Here is a 15,248-nt window from a genome sequence, read left to right on the forward strand (position 1 = left end):
ACGCGCCGCCTTTCCAGGACTTCGGTCCCGGTCGCGGAACTCCAAAGGGTTCGGGAAGTCATCCCGGCCGCCGCATCGGGATCCATCGTGGGAGAGGACTTACCCGGTCCCCTCGCGCCGACGTCCTACAAGGGAGAATACCGCATGGCTCTTTACGAGCACACGGTCATGTCGCGCCAGGATATCAGCGCGCAACAGGCCGAAGCGCTGAACGACACCATCAAGGGTTTGATCGAAGCCGGCGGCGGCACCGTCGCCAAGATCGAATACTGGGGTCTGCGCAACCTGACCTATCGGGTCAAGAAGAACCGCAAGGCGCACTATTCGCTGCTCGCCGTCGATTGCCCGCCCGCCGCCATGGCCGAGGTCGAGCGTCAGCTGTCGATCAACGAGGACGTCCTTCGCTGGCTGACCGTCCGCGTCGAGGAACTCGACCTGGAACTGTCGCCCCTGCTGGCCCGCCGCGAGCGCGAGCGTGAACGTGAGCGTGAACGCACGCCGCGTGACGACGCCGCCGAAGCCGCATTTTAAGGAACCCGGAACATGACCGACACCACCGCTCCGTCGCCGGGCGCGCCGGCCGGCTCCGGCGCCGCCGGACGCCGTCCCTTCTATCGTCGCCGCAAGGTTTGCCCGTTCACGGGTGAAGGCGCGCCGAAGATCGACTACAAGGACGTCAAACTGCTGCAACGCTACATCAGCGAGCGCGGCAAGATCGTTCCTTCGCGCATCACCGCCGTTTCCCAGATCAAGCAACGCGAACTGGCCAAGGCCATCAAGCGCGCCCGCTATCTGGCCCTCCTGCCTTACGTGGTGAAATAAGATGAAGGTCGTTCTGCTTGAGCGCGTCGATAATCTCGGCGCCATCGGCGACGTCGTGTCCGTCAAGGACGGCTTCGCCCGCAACTTCCTTCTGCCGCGTGACAAGGCCCGTCGGGCCACGTCGGCGAACCTGAAGGCGTTCGAACTCGACCGCGCCGCCATCGAGGCCCGCAACGAGAAGAACAAGGCTGACGCCGGTGCGATCGGTTCCAAGATCGACGGCCAGACCTATGTCATGATCCGGCAGGCCGGTGAGACGGGCCAGCTGTACGGTTCGGTCGCCGCCCGCGACGTCGTCGAGGCCGTCACGGCCGAAGGCGGCAAGGTCGAGCGCAGCCAGATCGTGCTCAACACCCCGATCAAGACGCTGGGCGTCCACGAAGTGCTGGTTCGCCTGCACGCCGAGGTCTCGGCCACCGTCAAGATCAACATCGCCCGTTCGGCCGACGAAGCCGAGCGTCAGGCGAAGGGTGAGGACGTGATCAAGGCCGCCTATGACGAGGACCGCGAACTGGCCCTCGAACAGGCCAAGGACATGGTCGCCGGCGGCGCCGGCCAGCAGGAAGGCCTCGGTTCGGAAGCCTGAACCGGAGTCAGCCGATAACAAGTCAGTGATCGGGCGCGTCCAGTCGGGCGCGCCCTTTCTCTTGGCCGCGATACCGCCTTAAAGGCTCGGCCAAGCTTGGCCGTCCGGGGAGATTGACCATGAAGAAACTCGCGCTCGTCGTCGGCCTCGCCGCGACCCTGTTCGCCACCGCCGCCCAGGCCATGACGGTCCAGGAGTTCCTGACCACCGCCTCCCGGATTCCGCAGAATCCGACGGCCATGCTCCGGTCCGACACACGCCGGCTCATCCGCGAGTTCGAGGGTGCGGTCCGCACGGTTCGCGCCGAGCAGGTCGCGGCCCGACAGGCCGGTCGCAAGCCCGCGACCTGCATGCCGGAGCGGGTGTCGTTTTCACCCGACGCCATCCTTGGACGGTTCAATTCCATCCCGGCGAACCGTCGCAACATCAGCGTCACCCAGGCGATGCGCGAATGGATGGCCGAACGCCACCCCTGCCCTGCAAGCTGAACCATAACTGATCAGGCTACGGAATTCCGGGGCATCCACAGAGCCGCGGACTTATCCCTCTGCCGCGGCTACGTCCGCGCATGTCGCATGGCCTGCGCATGGTTAAGACATGACCCCGATGAACGCCTTCGCCCCCGTCCAATTCCCGTCGCCGATGGACTCCGGCCCGATCCCGTCGATGCCGCACAATCTCGAGGCGGAACAGGCCCTTCTCGGCTCGCTGTTGTTCGACAATGCCGTGTTCGAACGGCTGTCCGACCGCCTGCGCGGTTCGCATTTCCACGAGCCCTTCCACCAGCGCCTGTACGAAGCGATCGAGGACCACATCCGCCAGGGCATGCTGGCCGAGCCGACCATTCTGATGGAGCGGTTCAAGCTGGACCCGGCCTTCCAGGAGTTCGGCGGCCTGCGCTATCTCGCCGATCTGGTCGACCGCGCCCCGCCGGCGGCCAATGCCCCCGACTATGCGCGGGTGGTCTATGACCTGGCCCTGCGCCGCGACCTGATCCGCATCGGCGGCGCGATCGTGCGCGAGGCGCCGCAGCCCGAAACCGCCGCCATCGACCAGATCGAACAGGCCGAACAGCAGCTGTACACCCTGGCCGAAACGGGCAAGCCGTCCTCGGGCTTTGTCAGCTTCTCCAGCGCCCTCGGTGGCGCGGTGCAGATGGCCGCGGAGGCCTATCAGCGCGATGGCAAACTGGCCGGTCTGGCCACCCATCTGGACGATCTGGACGCCAAGCTGGGCGGCCTGCACGCCTCTGACCTGCTGGTCCTCGCCGGCCGGCCGTCGATGGGCAAGACCGCGCTGGCGACCAACATCGCCTTCAACGTCGCGCGCAACTACCGCTGGGAGCCGACGCCCGAGGGCCGCAAGACGGTCAGCGGCGGGGTGGTCGCCTTCTATTCGCTGGAAATGAGCGCCGAACAGCTGGCCATGCGGATCCTGGCCGACGCGTCGGGCGTGTCCTCGGACAAGCTGCGCAAGGGCGAGATCGACGCCGCCGATTTCGGCCGCATCCGCGAGGCCGCCGTAGAGATCGGCGAAAGCCCCCTGTTCATCGACGCCACCGGTGGCCTGTCGATCTCCAAGCTCGCCGCCCGCGCCCGCCGCCTGAAACGCCAGGAGCACGGCCTCGACCTGATCATCGTCGACTACCTCCAGCTCATCACGGTCGGCGAGGGCAACAACCAGAAGAACCGGGTGCAGGAGGTGTCGGAAATCACCGGCGCCCTCAAGGCCCTGGCCAAGGAACTGAGTGTGCCCATCCTGGCCCTGTCCCAGCTGTCGCGTCAGGTCGAGCAGCGCGAGGACAAACGGCCCCAGTTGTCTGACCTGCGCGAATCCGGCTCGATCGAACAGGACGCGGACTGCGTCATGTTCGTCTATCGCGAGAGCTACTATCTGGGCCGCGCCGAACCCCGCGAGGGCACGCCCGAACACCTGCAATGGCAGGAGGACATGGACCGGCTGGAGCACCAGGCCGAGGTCGTCATCGGCAAACAGCGCCACGGCCCGATCGGCATCATCAAGCTGAGCTTCGACGCCAATACGACCAAGTTCGGAAATCTGGCGCAGGGCCAGCGGTACGAGGGTTACGGGGACTGAACCGACGGCCTCAGTCGGGCCGGCCATGCAGGGCGGCGATCAGGTCGAGCCGTTCGGGGAATGGAACCGGCTTCGCGACCGGCCCGTCATTGGTGAATTCCAGCAGCTGGTCGCGCTCCGCCCCGAACTCGGGCCAGACCGGACGGCCTGGTCCGTTCGGATCGCCCCTTGCCGCGAAGGTGGTCCAGTAGTCGGCCATGGCCGTCGCCGCCTGTGCGTCCCGTTCGCCCATGGGCCGGCCGACGGTGTGCAGATTGTCGAACACATAGGGCCGCTCCGACGCATGGGGGGCACCACCGCGGGGCTCGGGATCTGGCTCCGGCACCACATCGAACCGGTACAGATAGGTCGGATGCCCGTTGGCCGCATGCAGCCGCGCGAGATGCCGCGCAGGTTCGTTGAAGACCAGATCGCTCAGCACATGGGCGTCATAGCCGTCCTGCCCGCCATAGGCCGCGAGGAAGGCCGACCGCGCCTCCGGTGTCATGGCGTCCTCAATCGCGCCGTAGGGGCTCAGGTCGGAGGGCTTGATCCGCCAGAGTTCGGCGCTGTTGGCACCGATGATCAGGGGCACGGGTGCCTCCAGTCCGGCAGCGAAGGCCGGGGCGACATCCTCACCGACAAGGCCGCCGCCGTCATGACCGTCAATCACCATCAGATCGCCGCCGAAAAAGCTGGGTGCGGGTGTCAGCAACCGTTCTGCCGGGAGCGCCCGGAGCTGTTCGACCGAGGCGTCCGCAGGCAGGCCGGCCGCGATCGCGAAGGCGAGGCCCCGGTCCTCGAGGGAGGGAGACCCGTCGGGCGTCCGGAATGTCGCCGTGCCCTCGTCACGGCCTAGGCCGGACTGGACGACGGCCCGGTGGAACAGCCCCCGCGCGGGCTCAGAAATCATCAGCCGCGTCACCATCACGCCACCGGCCGACTCGCCGAAGACGGTGACATTGCCCGGATCGCCCCCGAAGGCAGCGGCATTGTCGCGGACCCATTCCAGCGCGGCGATGACGTCCGCCAGCCCGTAGTTCCCGACGATCTCCTCGCCGCCCGCCTCGGCCGTCAGGGCCGGATGTCCGAAAAAGCCCAGCCGCCCCAGCCGGTAGTTCAGCGTCACCACCACCACCCCGCGCTTCGCCAGATTGGCACCGTCGTAGAGCGCCGCCGTGCCCGAGCCGTTGTTCAGCCCGCCGCCGTGGATCCAGACCATCACCGGCAGGGGCTCATCGCCCCGCGCCTGCGGCGTCCAGACATTCAGCGTCAGACAGTCCTCGCTCATCGGCAGGGGGCCGACGCCGGGGTCGCCGTTCGACGGCGGCTGGATGCAGATCGCACCAACCTGTCCCGCATCGCGCTCGCCCGCCCAGGCCTCGGCGGGTTGCGGTGCCCGCCAGCGCCGCGCCCCGACCGGCGGGGCGGCATAGGGGATGGCCTTGAAGCTGGCCACGCCGTCCGCCTGCCGGCCGAGCAGCCGTCCCTGCTCGACGGTAGCGCGAGGGAATGGATCGGAAGGCGAAGCCGGGTTCGTCATCAGCACCGCCGCTGCCAGGATGGAGGCCAGGAACATCGCCCGAGCCTAACCGGCTCCGGCCCGACTCCCAATGGCCCGATATGCCGGATCGACGGCGGCCTTCAGAAACGGACGGCGGTGAGGGGGTTGAAGTCGGTTCAGGCTTCCCCGCGGTCCTTCAGACCGGAGAGGAAGGGCACCAGTCGGTCGCGCCAGGCCCGGTAGCCGGCCTCGTTCGGGTGCACACCGTCCATGAAGAAGGACCGGTTCTGCTGACCGTCAGGGCTGAGGAAGACCGGATAGAGGTCGAGATAGCGGACATGATCAGACGCGCCCGGCTCCATGGCAAACCCCGCCAGGGCTGCATTGACCGGAATGACCAGATCCCGGTTCCGCGCCGCCTCATTGGTCGGCAGCAGTGACTGCAGGACGATCTGCGCCCCCGGCTTGCGCGCATGGACCGCCGCGACCACCGCCCGGATGCCCGCCACCACACTGTCCACCGCCGGAGTCTCGGCGTCCCAGCTGTTGTTGATGCCGACCATCAGCACGATCACATCAGGCTCGAGATCCGGCCGGTCCAGTTGGCCCAGGCCGCCCTCGGATCGCGGCTGGATCCGGTAAAGGACGTGCTCGGTCCGATCGCCGGAAATGCCGAAATTCAAACCGAGACTGGACGGGTCGCGGCCGCCGAAGGTCTCGTCCCAGATCACCCGACCGCCGCGTGCCCCCGGGAACCAGGGGTTGTTTCCCATCGTCCAGAAATCGGTGATGGAGTCCCCGAGGAACAGCAGCCGCACATCTGCCAGGCTGTCCGGCTGTTCCAGGCGCGCGCTGATCTCGCTGAGGCGTTTCTGCCAGTATTCGATCCGTTCGGCCGGACGGGTCGAGTTGAAGCCCTCAGGGGTCTGGGCCATGGCCGGGGTCCCGGCCAGGAACAGGCCGAGCGCCGTTGCGACCCCGATGGCCCATGCCGGCCCCGCGCCTGATCGATCTCGCTTCACGTCCACTCTCCTGCCGTCGAGGCTGGACGCTAGGCCTTCGATCCGCCGCAAGCAATTCGGTCTGACAGGAGGTTCAGCGACCGAGGTCCTTGAGCACCGCCCGCGCCGCATTATGCCCCGGCGCGCCGGTGACGCCGCCGCCCGGGTGGGCACCAGAGCCGCACAGATAGAGGCCCGGAACCGGCATGCGGTGATCGGCGTGGCCCAGCACCGGCCGGGCACTGAACAGCTGGTCCAGGCTCAGCCGGCCATGGAAGATGTCGCCGCCCATCAGGCCGAACCTCCGTTCCAGATCGCGCGGCCCCAGCGCCAGCCGCCCGACCACCGCGGCCTTGAAGCCCGGGGCGTAGCGGTCGACCGTCTCGATCATCAGATCAGCCACGGTGTCCCGGTGTTCATCGCCCAGGGCCGGGTCGACATGCTGGCAGAACAGGCTGGCGACATGCTGTCCGGCGGGCGCGAGACTGTCGTCCAGCGTCGAGGGGATCAGCATCTCGACGATCGGCTTCGAAGACCAGCCGTTCAGGCGCGCCTCGGCATGGGCCCGGTCCATATAGGCCAGCGACGGCGCCATGATGATCCCGGCCGTCAGATGGTCGCCTGTCCCCGGCAGGCTGGTGAAATCGGGCAGTTCCGACAGGGCCACATTCATGCGGAAGGTGCCGGATCCGGACTGGTAGTTGCCGATCCGCTCGCGGAAGTCCGCCGGGACCACGGCGTCATCCACCAGCTGTTCGAACAGCAGGCGCGGATGCAGGTTGGAGACCACCGCCCGGGCCCGGACCACGTCGCCCGCCCCGGTGACGGCCCCGACCGCCCGGCCCTTTTCGGTCAGGACCTCGGCGACCGGCGTCTCCAGCCGCACCTCGACCCCCTGTTCGGCGCAGGCCGCGGCCATGGCCCGGGTGATCGCCCCCATGCCGCCCAGGGCGTGACCCCAGACGCCCTTGCGCCCGTTCACCTCGCCGAAGACGTGGTGCAGCAGCACATAGGCCGAGCCGGGCGTATAGGGGCTGGCATAGTTGCCGACGACGCTGTCGAAGCCGAACAGGGCCTTGATCGGATCGCTCTCGAACCAGCCGTCCAGCCAGTCGCCCGCCGATTTGGCGAACAGGTCCAGCAGGTCGCGCCGTCCCTGGGTATCCAGCCCGGCGGCCTGTCTGCCCAGCGACGCGCCCTTCAGCAGTTCAGGCAGCATGGCCATCCAGCCGCCCTCCACCATGTTGGGCGGGGCCCTGAGAATCCAGTCGCGCAGCACCGCCGCGACCACCTCCAGACGCCGCTCGTACTCGGGCAGCCGTTCCGCATCGCGCGTCGAGAATTTCGCCAGCTGTCCTTGCGTCCGCCCCTCACCCGCGAGGAAATGGCGGCCGTCGTCCAGCGGCAGGAAGTTGGAGACCTTGCGCTCGACCACGGTCAGCCCGTGGCGGGCCAGGTCCATGTCGGCGATGACCTTCGGGTTCAGCAGGCTGACGGTGTAGCTGGCGGTCGAGTTGCGGAAGCCGGGGTGGAATTCCTCCGTCACCGCCGCCCCGCCCACGACGTGCCGCCGCTCCAGGACCGTGACCTTCAGCCCGGCCCGCGCGAGATAGAAGGCACAGACGAGGCCATTGTGGCCCCCGCCCAGGATGACGACGTCGGTGGTGGTGGTGGTCATGGTCTGATCTAGCGGGGCAAGGGTCGGAGTGGCTAGTGGCTAGTGGGCCAAACCTCCGGCTTCGCTGCAAACGGAAGGGCGGCTCTGACTGCGCCGTTGCACTGATGGCGGCCAACCACTGGCCACCAGCCACTAGCCACTAGCCACTTCCTCCTCCGGCCGGTGCACCAGCGACACCAGCACCACGCTGATCATCATCAGCAGGAACCAGCTGCCCAGCTTGTCGAGCGAGACCATATGCCAGCCGTCGCTCTGGGACGGATAGACCCAGGCATTGGCGAAGGTGGCGATGTTCTCGGCCAGCCAGATGAAGGTCGCGACCAGAAAGAAGCCGAGCAGGAACGGCATCTTCCGCCGCTGCCGGTCCGGGGTGAAATAGAACCAACCGCGCCCGAACAGTACCGCGGTCAGGGCGAACAGGCCCAGCCGGATGTCCGGAAGCCAGTGATGGGCGAAGAAGTTGATGTAGATCGCCGCGGCCAGAACCCAGGTCGTCCAAAGCGGCGGATAGTGGCGGAATCTGATGTCGAAGATGCGCTGGATCCGGGCGATGTAGCTGCCCACCGCCGCATACATGAAGCCCGAGAACAGCGGCACCATGCCGATCCGCAGGAGGCTGTCCTCCGGATAGATCCACGACCCGTGCTGCGTCTTGAACAGCTCCATGATGGTGCCGACGACGTGGAAGACGAGAATGACCCTCGCCTCCTCCCAGCTCTCCAGCTTGAACGCCAGCATCGCCGCCTGGATGGCCAGCGCCCCGACCACCAGGAAGTCGTACCGCGCGATCGGCGCATCCTCCGGCCACCACAGATGCGTCGCCAGCAGCAGGGCCAGCATCGCCCCTCCGAACAGACAGGCCCAGCCCTGTTTGATCCCGAACATCAGGAATTCGAAGCCGTACCGGGACCATGCCCGCCGGTCCGCGACGGTCTGCAGCCGCAGCAGCCACTGACGACCCAGGGTTTCGAGGGGAAGGCGCGGGGATTCGGTCACAGGGGAAGGCTAACCGGCCCGGTCCTCAAAGGCATCCGGGATTTCCGGGTCCCGCCCGGGCCCGGCTGGACTGCCTTCACGGCATGAGCAGCGACAGGAGGCCCACAGCCACGGTAAGGCCGCCGAGTCCGAGGGACAGGGGCACGCGCAGCGCCAGCCAGCCGCCGGGCGTCAGACCCGCCGCCCTGAGCCGCAGGTCGACCAGCAGACTGGCTGCGATGGCGAGGCCGAGGAAGATCAGGGAGGGGCCGGGCCAGGTCCCGCCGGTGGCCCATGGCCATGCGCTGGCGAGCGCCAGCAGGGACGGCACGACCGCCGCGACCCAGGCCCAGGTCGGGGTCCGGGTGCCACCCATGGCCGCCAGCCCCCACCACAGCCCGCCGAGAAAGCTGAAAATCAGGGCGGCATAGGCATAGCCGAGGCCCAGGGCCGCGAACCACACGTCCGCCCCACCCGTCACCAGGGCGGCCACGACCAGCCCCTGCGGTATCAGACCAGCCAGCCCCAGCGCCCGGGCGGCAAACGGCAGGGTCGGCGGCGCTTCCGGTCCATTGGGCTGGGTCATGATGTGCCGGGCCTGAGCTGTACCGTCGAACCTTGAATGCGCCGGTCTGCGCGATCCCGGGACGGATCGGGACGGCCGCTCACCTCACCCGCGCCCGCGATAGGTCGGCACGCCCTGGTCAGGCAGCCAAAGCCCCTCGGGCGCCACACCCGTCTGCCAGAAGACGTCGATCGGGATGCCGCCGCGCGGATACCAGTAGCCGCCGATCCGCAGCCATTTCGGTTGCAACAGGTCGGCGATCCGCCGCCCGATGGCCACAGTGCAGTCCTCGTGGAAGGCACCGTGGTTGCGAAAGGCGGTCAGGTACAGTTTCAGGCTCTTGGACTCGACCAGCCAGTCGCCCGGCGCATAGTCGATCACGATGTGGGCGAAGTCCGGCTGACCCGTCACCGGGCACAGGCTGGTGAACTCCGGGACCGTGAACCGGGCCAGGTAGAGGGTCCCCGGGTGGGGGTTGGGCACACGCTCCAGCTCGGCCGTTTCAGGGCTGGTCGGCTGGACGGTGTGCTGGCCGAGCTGGCTCAGGCCTGAGGTGTCGGTGGTCATGGCGGGGATGTAGCGGGTTCGGCCTTCGGCGTCATCTGGCGGAGAGTGATGAGTGGCTAGTGGCTGGTGGCTGGTGGCTGGTGATTGGTGATTATCGCATCCCCGGCGGCGGAAGGGTGGCGCGGACGGCCCCGTCGCGCCAGCGGCGGCCAGCCACTAACCACTAACCACTAACCACTCTTCAAGTTGCCTTCCCCTGCGACACCCCGCTATCCGTAGCGAAAGACAACCCGGGGACACGCCATGGCCATTCCGACTTCTCTGCAACACGGTCTGAAACTGCCGGTCATCGCCGCGCCCATGTTCCTGGTCTCCGGGCCGGATCTGGTGGTCGAGACCTGCAATGCCGGCGTCATCGGCACATTCCCGTCGCTGAACCAGCGCACCACCGAGGGCTATCGGGAGTGGCTGCACGAGATCAAGGCGCGCCTGAACCCCGACGCGGCCGCCTTTGGCGTCAACCACATCGTCCATCCGACCAATCCGCGCCTGATGGCCGACATGATGGTGTCGGTCGAGGAGAAGGTGCCGCTGATCATCACCTCGCTGGGCGCCGTCCGCGATGTGGTCGATGCGGTCCACGGCTACGGCGGCGTGGTCTTCCACGACATCGCCAATGTCCGCCATGCCAGAAAGGCGGCCGAGGCCGGTGTCGACGGCCTGATCCTGGTGGCCAACGGCGCGGGCGGCCACGCCGGGATCATCAACCCCTTCGCCCTGGTCAATGAGGTCCGCGAGTTCTTCAAGGGAACCATCATCCTGTCGGGCTGTCTGTCGAACGGCCAGGACGTCGCAGCGGCGCTGATGCTGGGGGCCGACTTCGCCTATCTGGGCACCCGCTTCATCAACACCACCGAGGCCATGGCCCCGGACGCCTACAAGGAGATGATCATCGACAGCGGCGCGACGGACATCGTCCACACCCCCGCCGTATCGGGCATCCCGGCCAATTTCATGATCAAGTCGCTGCAGGCGAACGGGATCGATCCCAAACAACTGCCCGAACACAAGCTCGACATGGGCGACGAGGCCAAGGCCTGGAAGACCGTCTGGTCCGCCGGCCAGGGTGCCGGGACGATCCATGACGTGGTCCCGGCCGGCGAACTGGTGGCGCGGCTCCGGTCGGAATATGCCGAGGCGACGAAGCAATTCGCCAACAAGGTCGGCGTCGCCTAGACCATGGGCGGATGACCCGCCTCTTCCGCCTCGTCCTCGCTTTCGGAGCCGTCTTGCCGACCGCCGTCCTGGCCCAGGACCGCGACACGGCGCGCTATAGCCCGGAACGGCCATCACACTGGTCGTTCGAGCTGGGCGCAGGCACCGACAACCGGTCAAAGGCGGCGTCCAAGAGCGACGGTGCACCCTATGTTTTCGGTGACGTCCAGTGGAACGCGGCCAGTGGCTTCTATGCGGATCTCGAGGTCGAGACGATCGACTCATCCGGGGCCTGGGCGGAGACGGAAGCGGAGGCCGGCTGGCAGTTTGAGGCCGCCGGGCTGGAGTTCGACACGTCGCTCTCCCGTCGGTGGCGTCTTGGTGCCGACGCCGGCCATGACGACGCGGCATGGGAGTTCCAGTTCGACGTGATGCGGGACTTTGGCGCCGTCGACGCCCGCCTGCGCCTCGAGCATTCGCCCGACGGACTGGGATCGACCCTCGCCACGACCTGGGTCGAGACGCGTCTTCGCTGGCCCGTCACGGACCGGCTGCGAGCCAGCGTCGTCCTCGGTCGGCGCGAACAGGAGAACGCGCCGGACTACTCCGGCTGGAACGCCGGCGTGGCCTATGCCCTGAATGACACGACCGCGCTCGACCTGCGCTGGCACGGCAACGATGCCGAAGTCGGGGGCACCCAGTTCGAGGACGCCCTGGTCGCCTCTGTCCTGCTCAGCTTCTAGACCTCGGCACCATAGCCGGGGGCGACGATACGGACCGCGCCGTTCAGCGTCGCCCTCCCGGCCTCGCTTTTCGCGCCGGGCTCCCCATCTGTGAAGCATGAGCAGCCATCGCCCCACCACCCTGGAACGCGCCTATGCGCTGGCGCGCAGCGGCAGTTGCCGGACCGTCAGCGAGATCAAACAGGCGCTCCAGGCCGAAGGATTCGAGCGGATCCAGGATTCCCTGTACGGCCCGACCCTCACGGCGGCCCTGCGCAAGCTCTGCCAGGAACATCACATCGCCGCCCCGGATGACGAGACTGTCGAATCGCCGCACCCGCCGCCCGCTTGATTTTGACGCCACGCCAGTCCAAAAGCCTGATGTCGAGCTCTCTGCGAAACGCCACCCTCTGCTTTCGCACTGAGGTCTAGCCGCTCCTTTCAGACCCGACAGACCGCAGGGGCTTTTCCCTGTGGTCAACTGCTAGCGGAGGTCCTGAAAATGGCTACCGGCACTGTGAAATGGTTCAACTCCACCAAGGGCTACGGCTTCATCCAGCCTGACGACGGCGGCAAGGACGTGTTCGTCCACATCTCGGCCGTCGAACAAGCGGGCCTGCGCGGCCTGGATGAAAACCAGAAGGTTTCCTACGAAATCGAGCGCGACAAGCGTTCGGGCAAGGAATCGGCTGGTCAGCTGAAGACCGAAGGCTGAGTTCACGCACCCTTCCCGGGTGCATGATTTCGACGGCGGCGAGGGCCCAGGCCTTCGCCGCCGTTTTGCTATCTGCGCCACGCCGCTTGCTATTGACCCGAAAAGCGCCCACCTGAGGCTTCGTCGATCTCTCTGCGAAACGCTGCTGCCCCTTTGCATCGCGCACCGAGGTCCAAAGCCGATCCCATTCAGACCCGACAGGCCGACCCGGAACCTCTTCCGGCGGTCAACGCCTAACGGAGGTCTCAAAATGGCTACCGGCACTGTGAAATGGTACAACTCCACCAAGGGTTACGGCTTCATCGCCCCCGATGACGGCGGCAAGGACGTGTTCGTCCACGCCTCGGCCGTTGAAACGTCCGATCTGGGCACGCTGAACGAAAACCAGAAGATTTCCTACGAAGTCGAGCGCGACTCGCGTTCGGGCAAGGAATCGGCCGGTCGCCTCAAGGCCGCCGAATAGTTTCCGACCAACGACCCTGCCGGGCTTGATGCCTGGCTGACGGAAGGGCCGGTCGCCGAACAGGCGCCGGCCCGACTGTTTTTCAACTTCCGGAGAAGCCGATGACCCCGCTGGCAGACAAGCTCCCCACCATGACCGACCCCGACCTGAAGGCCCTGCGCCTCAATGCGGTCCGTCTGTCCGAGAGCGGCTCCCCCACCAAGATGGCGACCGCCGCGGAGCTGGTGCCCCTGATTGACGCCGAAGTGGCCCGCCGCACCGCCGACAAGACGACCATCACCGTCAAAAAGCCCCGCGCCCCCGCCAAGAAGAAGGTCGTCCCCGCGACCGGTCACCAGACCGCCCTGCCGGACAGCAAGGCCGCCTAGGTCTGCCCTGCGAGCGGCGGCTCCGGCCTGCTCGATTGACCTTGAGCCCGTTTCGCTGACAACGTCCCGCATCGGCGGATCGCGTCCGCCTCAACAGGGGCTTTCATGCGCATCCGTTCGCTCGCCGTCATTCTCGCCTGCACCCTGGCGCCAATGCCTGTTCTGGCCCAGGCCGCCGGCGTCGTCGAAAAGCCGGCAGCCCTGGTTGCCGATGGTGTCCCCGCCATTCCGGCGACGCTGGCGGCCGAGACCCGACCGTATATGGAGTTCCGTACCGCCGGCTTCGCGGGCTGGAATGCGGCCGACCGGTCGATGCTGATTTCGACCCGCTTCGGCAATACGGCGCAGATCCATCGGGTCGCCATGCCGATGGGCGCACGCGAGCAACTCAGCTTCGAGGTGGAACCGGTCGGCGGGCGCTGGTCCCCCGCCGGCGACGTGCTGGTCGTCAGCAAGGACAGGGGAGGCGATGAGTTCTTCCAGCTCTATACCCTGGCCAACGGCCGCCTGACCCTGCTGACGGACGGAGGACGCAGCCGCAACAGCTTCGGGGCCTGGAGCCAGGACGGGCGCCTGATCGGCTATTCCTCCACCCGACGCAACGGCCGGGACAGCGATCTCTACGTCATGGATCCGCGTGACCCATCGACCGCCCGCATGGTGGCCGAGGTCAGCGGCGGCGGCTGGAGCATCGCCGACTTCTCGCCCGACGGCCGCACCGCCCTGGTGGTCCAGGGGATCCAGGTCACCAAGTCGAACCTCCATGCCCTCGATCTCGCGAGCGGACGCATGACCCCCATCGGGGATCACAGCCTGCCGATCGCCTTTGGCGGTGCCGCGTTCGCACCCGACGGGACCTTGTGGGTCACCTCGGATCAGGACAGCGACTTCCAGCGGCTGGGTCGTATCGATATGGCCACCGGTGTCTTCACTGCCGTCTCGACAGAGCCCCGCTGGGACGTCGAGGATTTCGACATCGCCGAGGACGGCTCCTTTATCGCCTATTCGATCAACGAGGCCGGCAGCACCCGCCTGCGCCTGCTCGACCCGGCGTCGGGCCGTGTTCGCGCGGTCGACAGCCTGCCCGCGGGCATCGCCGGCGGCCTCGACATCGCGCCCTGGGGCGAGATCGGACTGACCTTCTCCTCGGCCCGCAGCGCCTCCGACGCCTTTTCCATCGACCCCCGGACCCTGGCGGTCACCCGCTGGACCCGCAGCGAGACCGGCGGCCTGGATGTCACGCGCAACGTCGAGCCGGAGCTGATCGAGGTCGCCAGCTTCGACGGAGAGCCGGTGTCCGGCTTCCTCTACCGCCCCGACCCTGCCCGCTTCCCGGGGCCCCGTCCGCTGATCGTCAACATCCACGGCGGACCCGAGGGCCAGAGCCGTCCGGGGTTCCTGGGGCGCAATAACTATCTGATCAACGAACTGGGGGTGGCCATCTTCTTCCCCAATGTCCGCGGCTCCACCGGCTACGGAAAGCGGTTCGTCAGCCTGGATAACGGGCCCGGGCTGCGCGAGAATTCCGTGCGCGATATCGGAGCCTACCTCGACCGTCTGGGTGCCGATCCGGCCATCGATGCGGCGCGTATCGCCGTGACCGGCGGCTCCTATGGCGGGTACATGTGCTACGCCGGGGCGATCCACTACGGCGACCGCCTTCGCGGGGCCAACTGCGTGGTCGCCATCTCCAATTTCGTGACCTTCCTGGAGAACACCGAGGCCTACCGCCGCGACCTGCGCCGCGTGGAATACGGTGACGAGCGCGACCCGTCCCAGCGCGCGCGCCTGATCGAGATCTCCCCCATGACCCGGGTCAACGAGATCAACATCCCCTTGATGGTGGTCACCGGCTGCAATGACCCCCGCGTCCCGGCGTCAGAGGCCGACCAGATGATCGCGGCTGTCCGGGCCAACGGCGGTTCCGCCTGGCACCTGCTCGGCCAGGACGAGGGCCACGGCTTTGCGAAAAAAGTGAACCAGGACTACCAGTTCTGGGCCAGTCTGCTGTTCTGGCGCGAGACCCTGCTGAGCGCGGACTGAACGCCGAC

Annotated in this window: 18 protein-coding genes; 12 read left to right on the plus strand and 6 right to left on the minus strand. The window is 67.2% G+C overall.

The features are described 5' to 3' along the window. The first annotated feature begins 144 nt into the window (after window positions 1-144). The 5 genes from rpsF (at window position 145) to Q0053_RS01065 (ending at window position 3,505) form a co-directional block, all read left to right on the plus strand. Entirely contained in the window at window positions 145-531 is a 387-nt protein-coding gene (gene rpsF, locus Q0053_RS01045; protein WP_298094815.1) for a 30S ribosomal protein S6, read from the plus strand. A 12-nt stretch (window positions 532-543) separates the two neighbouring features. Beyond that, a complete protein-coding gene (gene rpsR, locus Q0053_RS01050; protein WP_284221729.1) occupies window positions 544-822 on the plus strand; it encodes a 30S ribosomal protein S18 in 279 nt (92 codons plus the stop codon). Window position 823: 1 nt separating this feature from the next. After that, a complete protein-coding gene (gene rplI / locus Q0053_RS01055; RefSeq protein ID WP_298094817.1) occupies window positions 824-1,408 on the plus strand; it encodes a 50S ribosomal protein L9 in 585 nt (194 codons plus the stop codon). A 119-nt stretch (window positions 1,409-1,527) separates the two neighbouring features. Next, window positions 1,528-1,896, plus strand: a complete 369-nt coding sequence (locus tag Q0053_RS01060) for a hypothetical protein (protein WP_298094819.1) — start codon at window positions 1,528-1,530, stop codon at window positions 1,894-1,896. 118 nt (window positions 1,897-2,014) lie between these two features. Further along, complete coding sequence (locus Q0053_RS01065) at window positions 2,015-3,505, plus strand: replicative DNA helicase (protein WP_298095073.1); 1,491 nt, start codon at window positions 2,015-2,017, stop codon at window positions 3,503-3,505. 10 nt (window positions 3,506-3,515) lie between these two features. Here Q0053_RS01065 and Q0053_RS01070 read toward each other — a convergent pair whose 3' ends face one another. The 6 genes from Q0053_RS01070 to queF all read right to left on the minus strand — a co-directional run bounded on the left by Q0053_RS01070 (window position 3,516) and on the right by queF (window position 9,774). Then, window positions 3,516-5,063, minus strand: a complete 1,548-nt coding sequence (locus Q0053_RS01070) for a carboxylesterase family protein (RefSeq protein ID WP_298094821.1) — start codon at window positions 5,061-5,063, stop codon at window positions 3,516-3,518. Between the two features lie 101 nt (window positions 5,064-5,164). Beyond that, entirely contained in the window at window positions 5,165-6,010 is an 846-nt protein-coding gene (locus Q0053_RS01075; RefSeq protein WP_298094824.1) for a GDSL-type esterase/lipase family protein, read from the minus strand. 73 nt (window positions 6,011-6,083) lie between these two features. Further along, window positions 6,084-7,667, minus strand: coding sequence for an NAD(P)/FAD-dependent oxidoreductase (locus Q0053_RS01080; RefSeq protein ID WP_298094826.1), 1,584 nt, complete (start codon window positions 7,665-7,667; stop codon window positions 6,084-6,086). 132 nt (window positions 7,668-7,799) lie between these two features. Next, the gene (locus tag Q0053_RS01085; protein ID WP_298095076.1) at window positions 7,800-8,615 is read right to left on the minus strand and encodes a DUF817 domain-containing protein; all 816 of its coding nucleotides are present in this window, start codon (window positions 8,613-8,615) and stop codon (window positions 7,800-7,802) included. A 124-nt stretch (window positions 8,616-8,739) separates the two neighbouring features. Beyond that, window positions 8,740-9,228 carry a DUF3429 domain-containing protein gene (locus tag Q0053_RS01090; RefSeq protein ID WP_298094828.1) on the minus strand — a complete coding sequence of 163 codons (489 nt, stop codon included), beginning with the start codon at window positions 9,226-9,228 and terminating at the stop codon, window positions 8,740-8,742. A gap of 84 nt (window positions 9,229-9,312) precedes the next feature. Beyond that, the gene (queF, locus tag Q0053_RS01095) at window positions 9,313-9,774 is read right to left on the minus strand and encodes a preQ(1) synthase (RefSeq protein ID WP_298094829.1); all 462 of its coding nucleotides are present in this window, start codon (window positions 9,772-9,774) and stop codon (window positions 9,313-9,315) included. A 243-nt stretch (window positions 9,775-10,017) separates the two neighbouring features. Between queF and Q0053_RS01100 the strand changes: the two genes are divergently transcribed. The 7 genes from Q0053_RS01100 (at window position 10,018) to Q0053_RS01130 (ending at window position 15,240) form a co-directional block, all read left to right on the plus strand. Continuing rightward, window positions 10,018-10,950: a nitronate monooxygenase family protein gene (locus Q0053_RS01100; RefSeq protein ID WP_298094831.1), complete on the plus strand. Its 933-nt coding sequence runs from the start codon at window positions 10,018-10,020 to the stop codon at window positions 10,948-10,950. Window positions 10,951-10,961: 11 nt separating this feature from the next. Continuing rightward, window positions 10,962-11,672 carry a TorF family putative porin gene (locus tag Q0053_RS01105; protein ID WP_298094833.1) on the plus strand — a complete coding sequence of 237 codons (711 nt, stop codon included), beginning with the start codon at window positions 10,962-10,964 and terminating at the stop codon, window positions 11,670-11,672. A 97-nt stretch (window positions 11,673-11,769) separates the two neighbouring features. Beyond that, complete coding sequence (locus tag Q0053_RS01110) at window positions 11,770-12,003, plus strand: hypothetical protein (RefSeq protein WP_298094834.1); 234 nt, start codon at window positions 11,770-11,772, stop codon at window positions 12,001-12,003. 150 nt (window positions 12,004-12,153) lie between these two features. Next, on the plus strand, window positions 12,154-12,366 hold the full coding sequence (locus tag Q0053_RS01115) for a cold-shock protein (protein WP_055828888.1): 213 nt from the start codon (window positions 12,154-12,156) through the stop codon (window positions 12,364-12,366). Window positions 12,367-12,616: 250 nt separating this feature from the next. Continuing rightward, the gene (locus tag Q0053_RS01120; protein WP_055828885.1) at window positions 12,617-12,829 is read left to right on the plus strand and encodes a cold-shock protein; all 213 of its coding nucleotides are present in this window, start codon (window positions 12,617-12,619) and stop codon (window positions 12,827-12,829) included. A 101-nt stretch (window positions 12,830-12,930) separates the two neighbouring features. Further along, window positions 12,931-13,197: a hypothetical protein gene (locus Q0053_RS01125; RefSeq protein ID WP_298094836.1), complete on the plus strand. Its 267-nt coding sequence runs from the start codon at window positions 12,931-12,933 to the stop codon at window positions 13,195-13,197. 105 nt (window positions 13,198-13,302) lie between these two features. Beyond that, entirely contained in the window at window positions 13,303-15,240 is a 1,938-nt protein-coding gene (locus Q0053_RS01130; RefSeq protein ID WP_298094838.1) for a prolyl oligopeptidase family serine peptidase, read from the plus strand. Window positions 15,241-15,248: the final 8 nt, after the last annotated feature.

The organism is Brevundimonas sp. (assembly GCF_027487935.1).
Taxonomy (GTDB): Bacteria; Pseudomonadota; Alphaproteobacteria; order Caulobacterales; family Caulobacteraceae; genus Brevundimonas.

What these genes read in the sequence shown, in the direction of transcription:
- Q0053_RS01125 (WP_298094836.1), top strand. Translation starts at nt 12,931, where the DNA reads ATGACCCCGCTGGCAGACAAGCTCCCCACCATGACCGACCCCGACCTG.
- rplI (WP_298094817.1), top strand. Translation starts at nt 824, where the DNA reads ATGAAGGTCGTTCTGCTTGAGCGCGTCGATAATCTCGGCGCCATCGGC.
- Q0053_RS01105 (WP_298094833.1), top strand. Translation starts at nt 10,962, where the DNA reads ATGACCCGCCTCTTCCGCCTCGTCCTCGCTTTCGGAGCCGTCTTGCCG.
- Q0053_RS01070 (WP_298094821.1), bottom strand. Translation starts at nt 5,063, where the DNA reads ATGTTCCTGGCCTCCATCCTGGCAGCGGCGGTGCTGATGACGAACCCG.
- Q0053_RS01110 (WP_298094834.1), top strand. Translation starts at nt 11,770, where the DNA reads ATGAGCAGCCATCGCCCCACCACCCTGGAACGCGCCTATGCGCTGGCG.
- queF (WP_298094829.1), bottom strand. Translation starts at nt 9,774, where the DNA reads ATGACCACCGACACCTCAGGCCTGAGCCAGCTCGGCCAGCACACCGTC.
- Q0053_RS01060 (WP_298094819.1), top strand. Translation starts at nt 1,528, where the DNA reads ATGAAGAAACTCGCGCTCGTCGTCGGCCTCGCCGCGACCCTGTTCGCC.
- Q0053_RS01090 (WP_298094828.1), bottom strand. Translation starts at nt 9,228, where the DNA reads ATGACCCAGCCCAATGGACCGGAAGCGCCGCCGACCCTGCCGTTTGCC.
- Q0053_RS01100 (WP_298094831.1), top strand. Translation starts at nt 10,018, where the DNA reads ATGGCCATTCCGACTTCTCTGCAACACGGTCTGAAACTGCCGGTCATC.
- Q0053_RS01065 (WP_298095073.1), top strand. Translation starts at nt 2,015, where the DNA reads ATGAACGCCTTCGCCCCCGTCCAATTCCCGTCGCCGATGGACTCCGGC.
- Q0053_RS01115 (WP_055828888.1), top strand. Translation starts at nt 12,154, where the DNA reads ATGGCTACCGGCACTGTGAAATGGTTCAACTCCACCAAGGGCTACGGC.
- Q0053_RS01130 (WP_298094838.1), top strand. Translation starts at nt 13,303, where the DNA reads ATGCGCATCCGTTCGCTCGCCGTCATTCTCGCCTGCACCCTGGCGCCA.
- rpsR (WP_284221729.1), top strand. Translation starts at nt 544, where the DNA reads ATGACCGACACCACCGCTCCGTCGCCGGGCGCGCCGGCCGGCTCCGGC.
- rpsF (WP_298094815.1), top strand. Translation starts at nt 145, where the DNA reads ATGGCTCTTTACGAGCACACGGTCATGTCGCGCCAGGATATCAGCGCG.
- Q0053_RS01080 (WP_298094826.1), bottom strand. Translation starts at nt 7,667, where the DNA reads ATGACCACCACCACCACCGACGTCGTCATCCTGGGCGGGGGCCACAAT.
- Q0053_RS01120 (WP_055828885.1), top strand. Translation starts at nt 12,617, where the DNA reads ATGGCTACCGGCACTGTGAAATGGTACAACTCCACCAAGGGTTACGGC.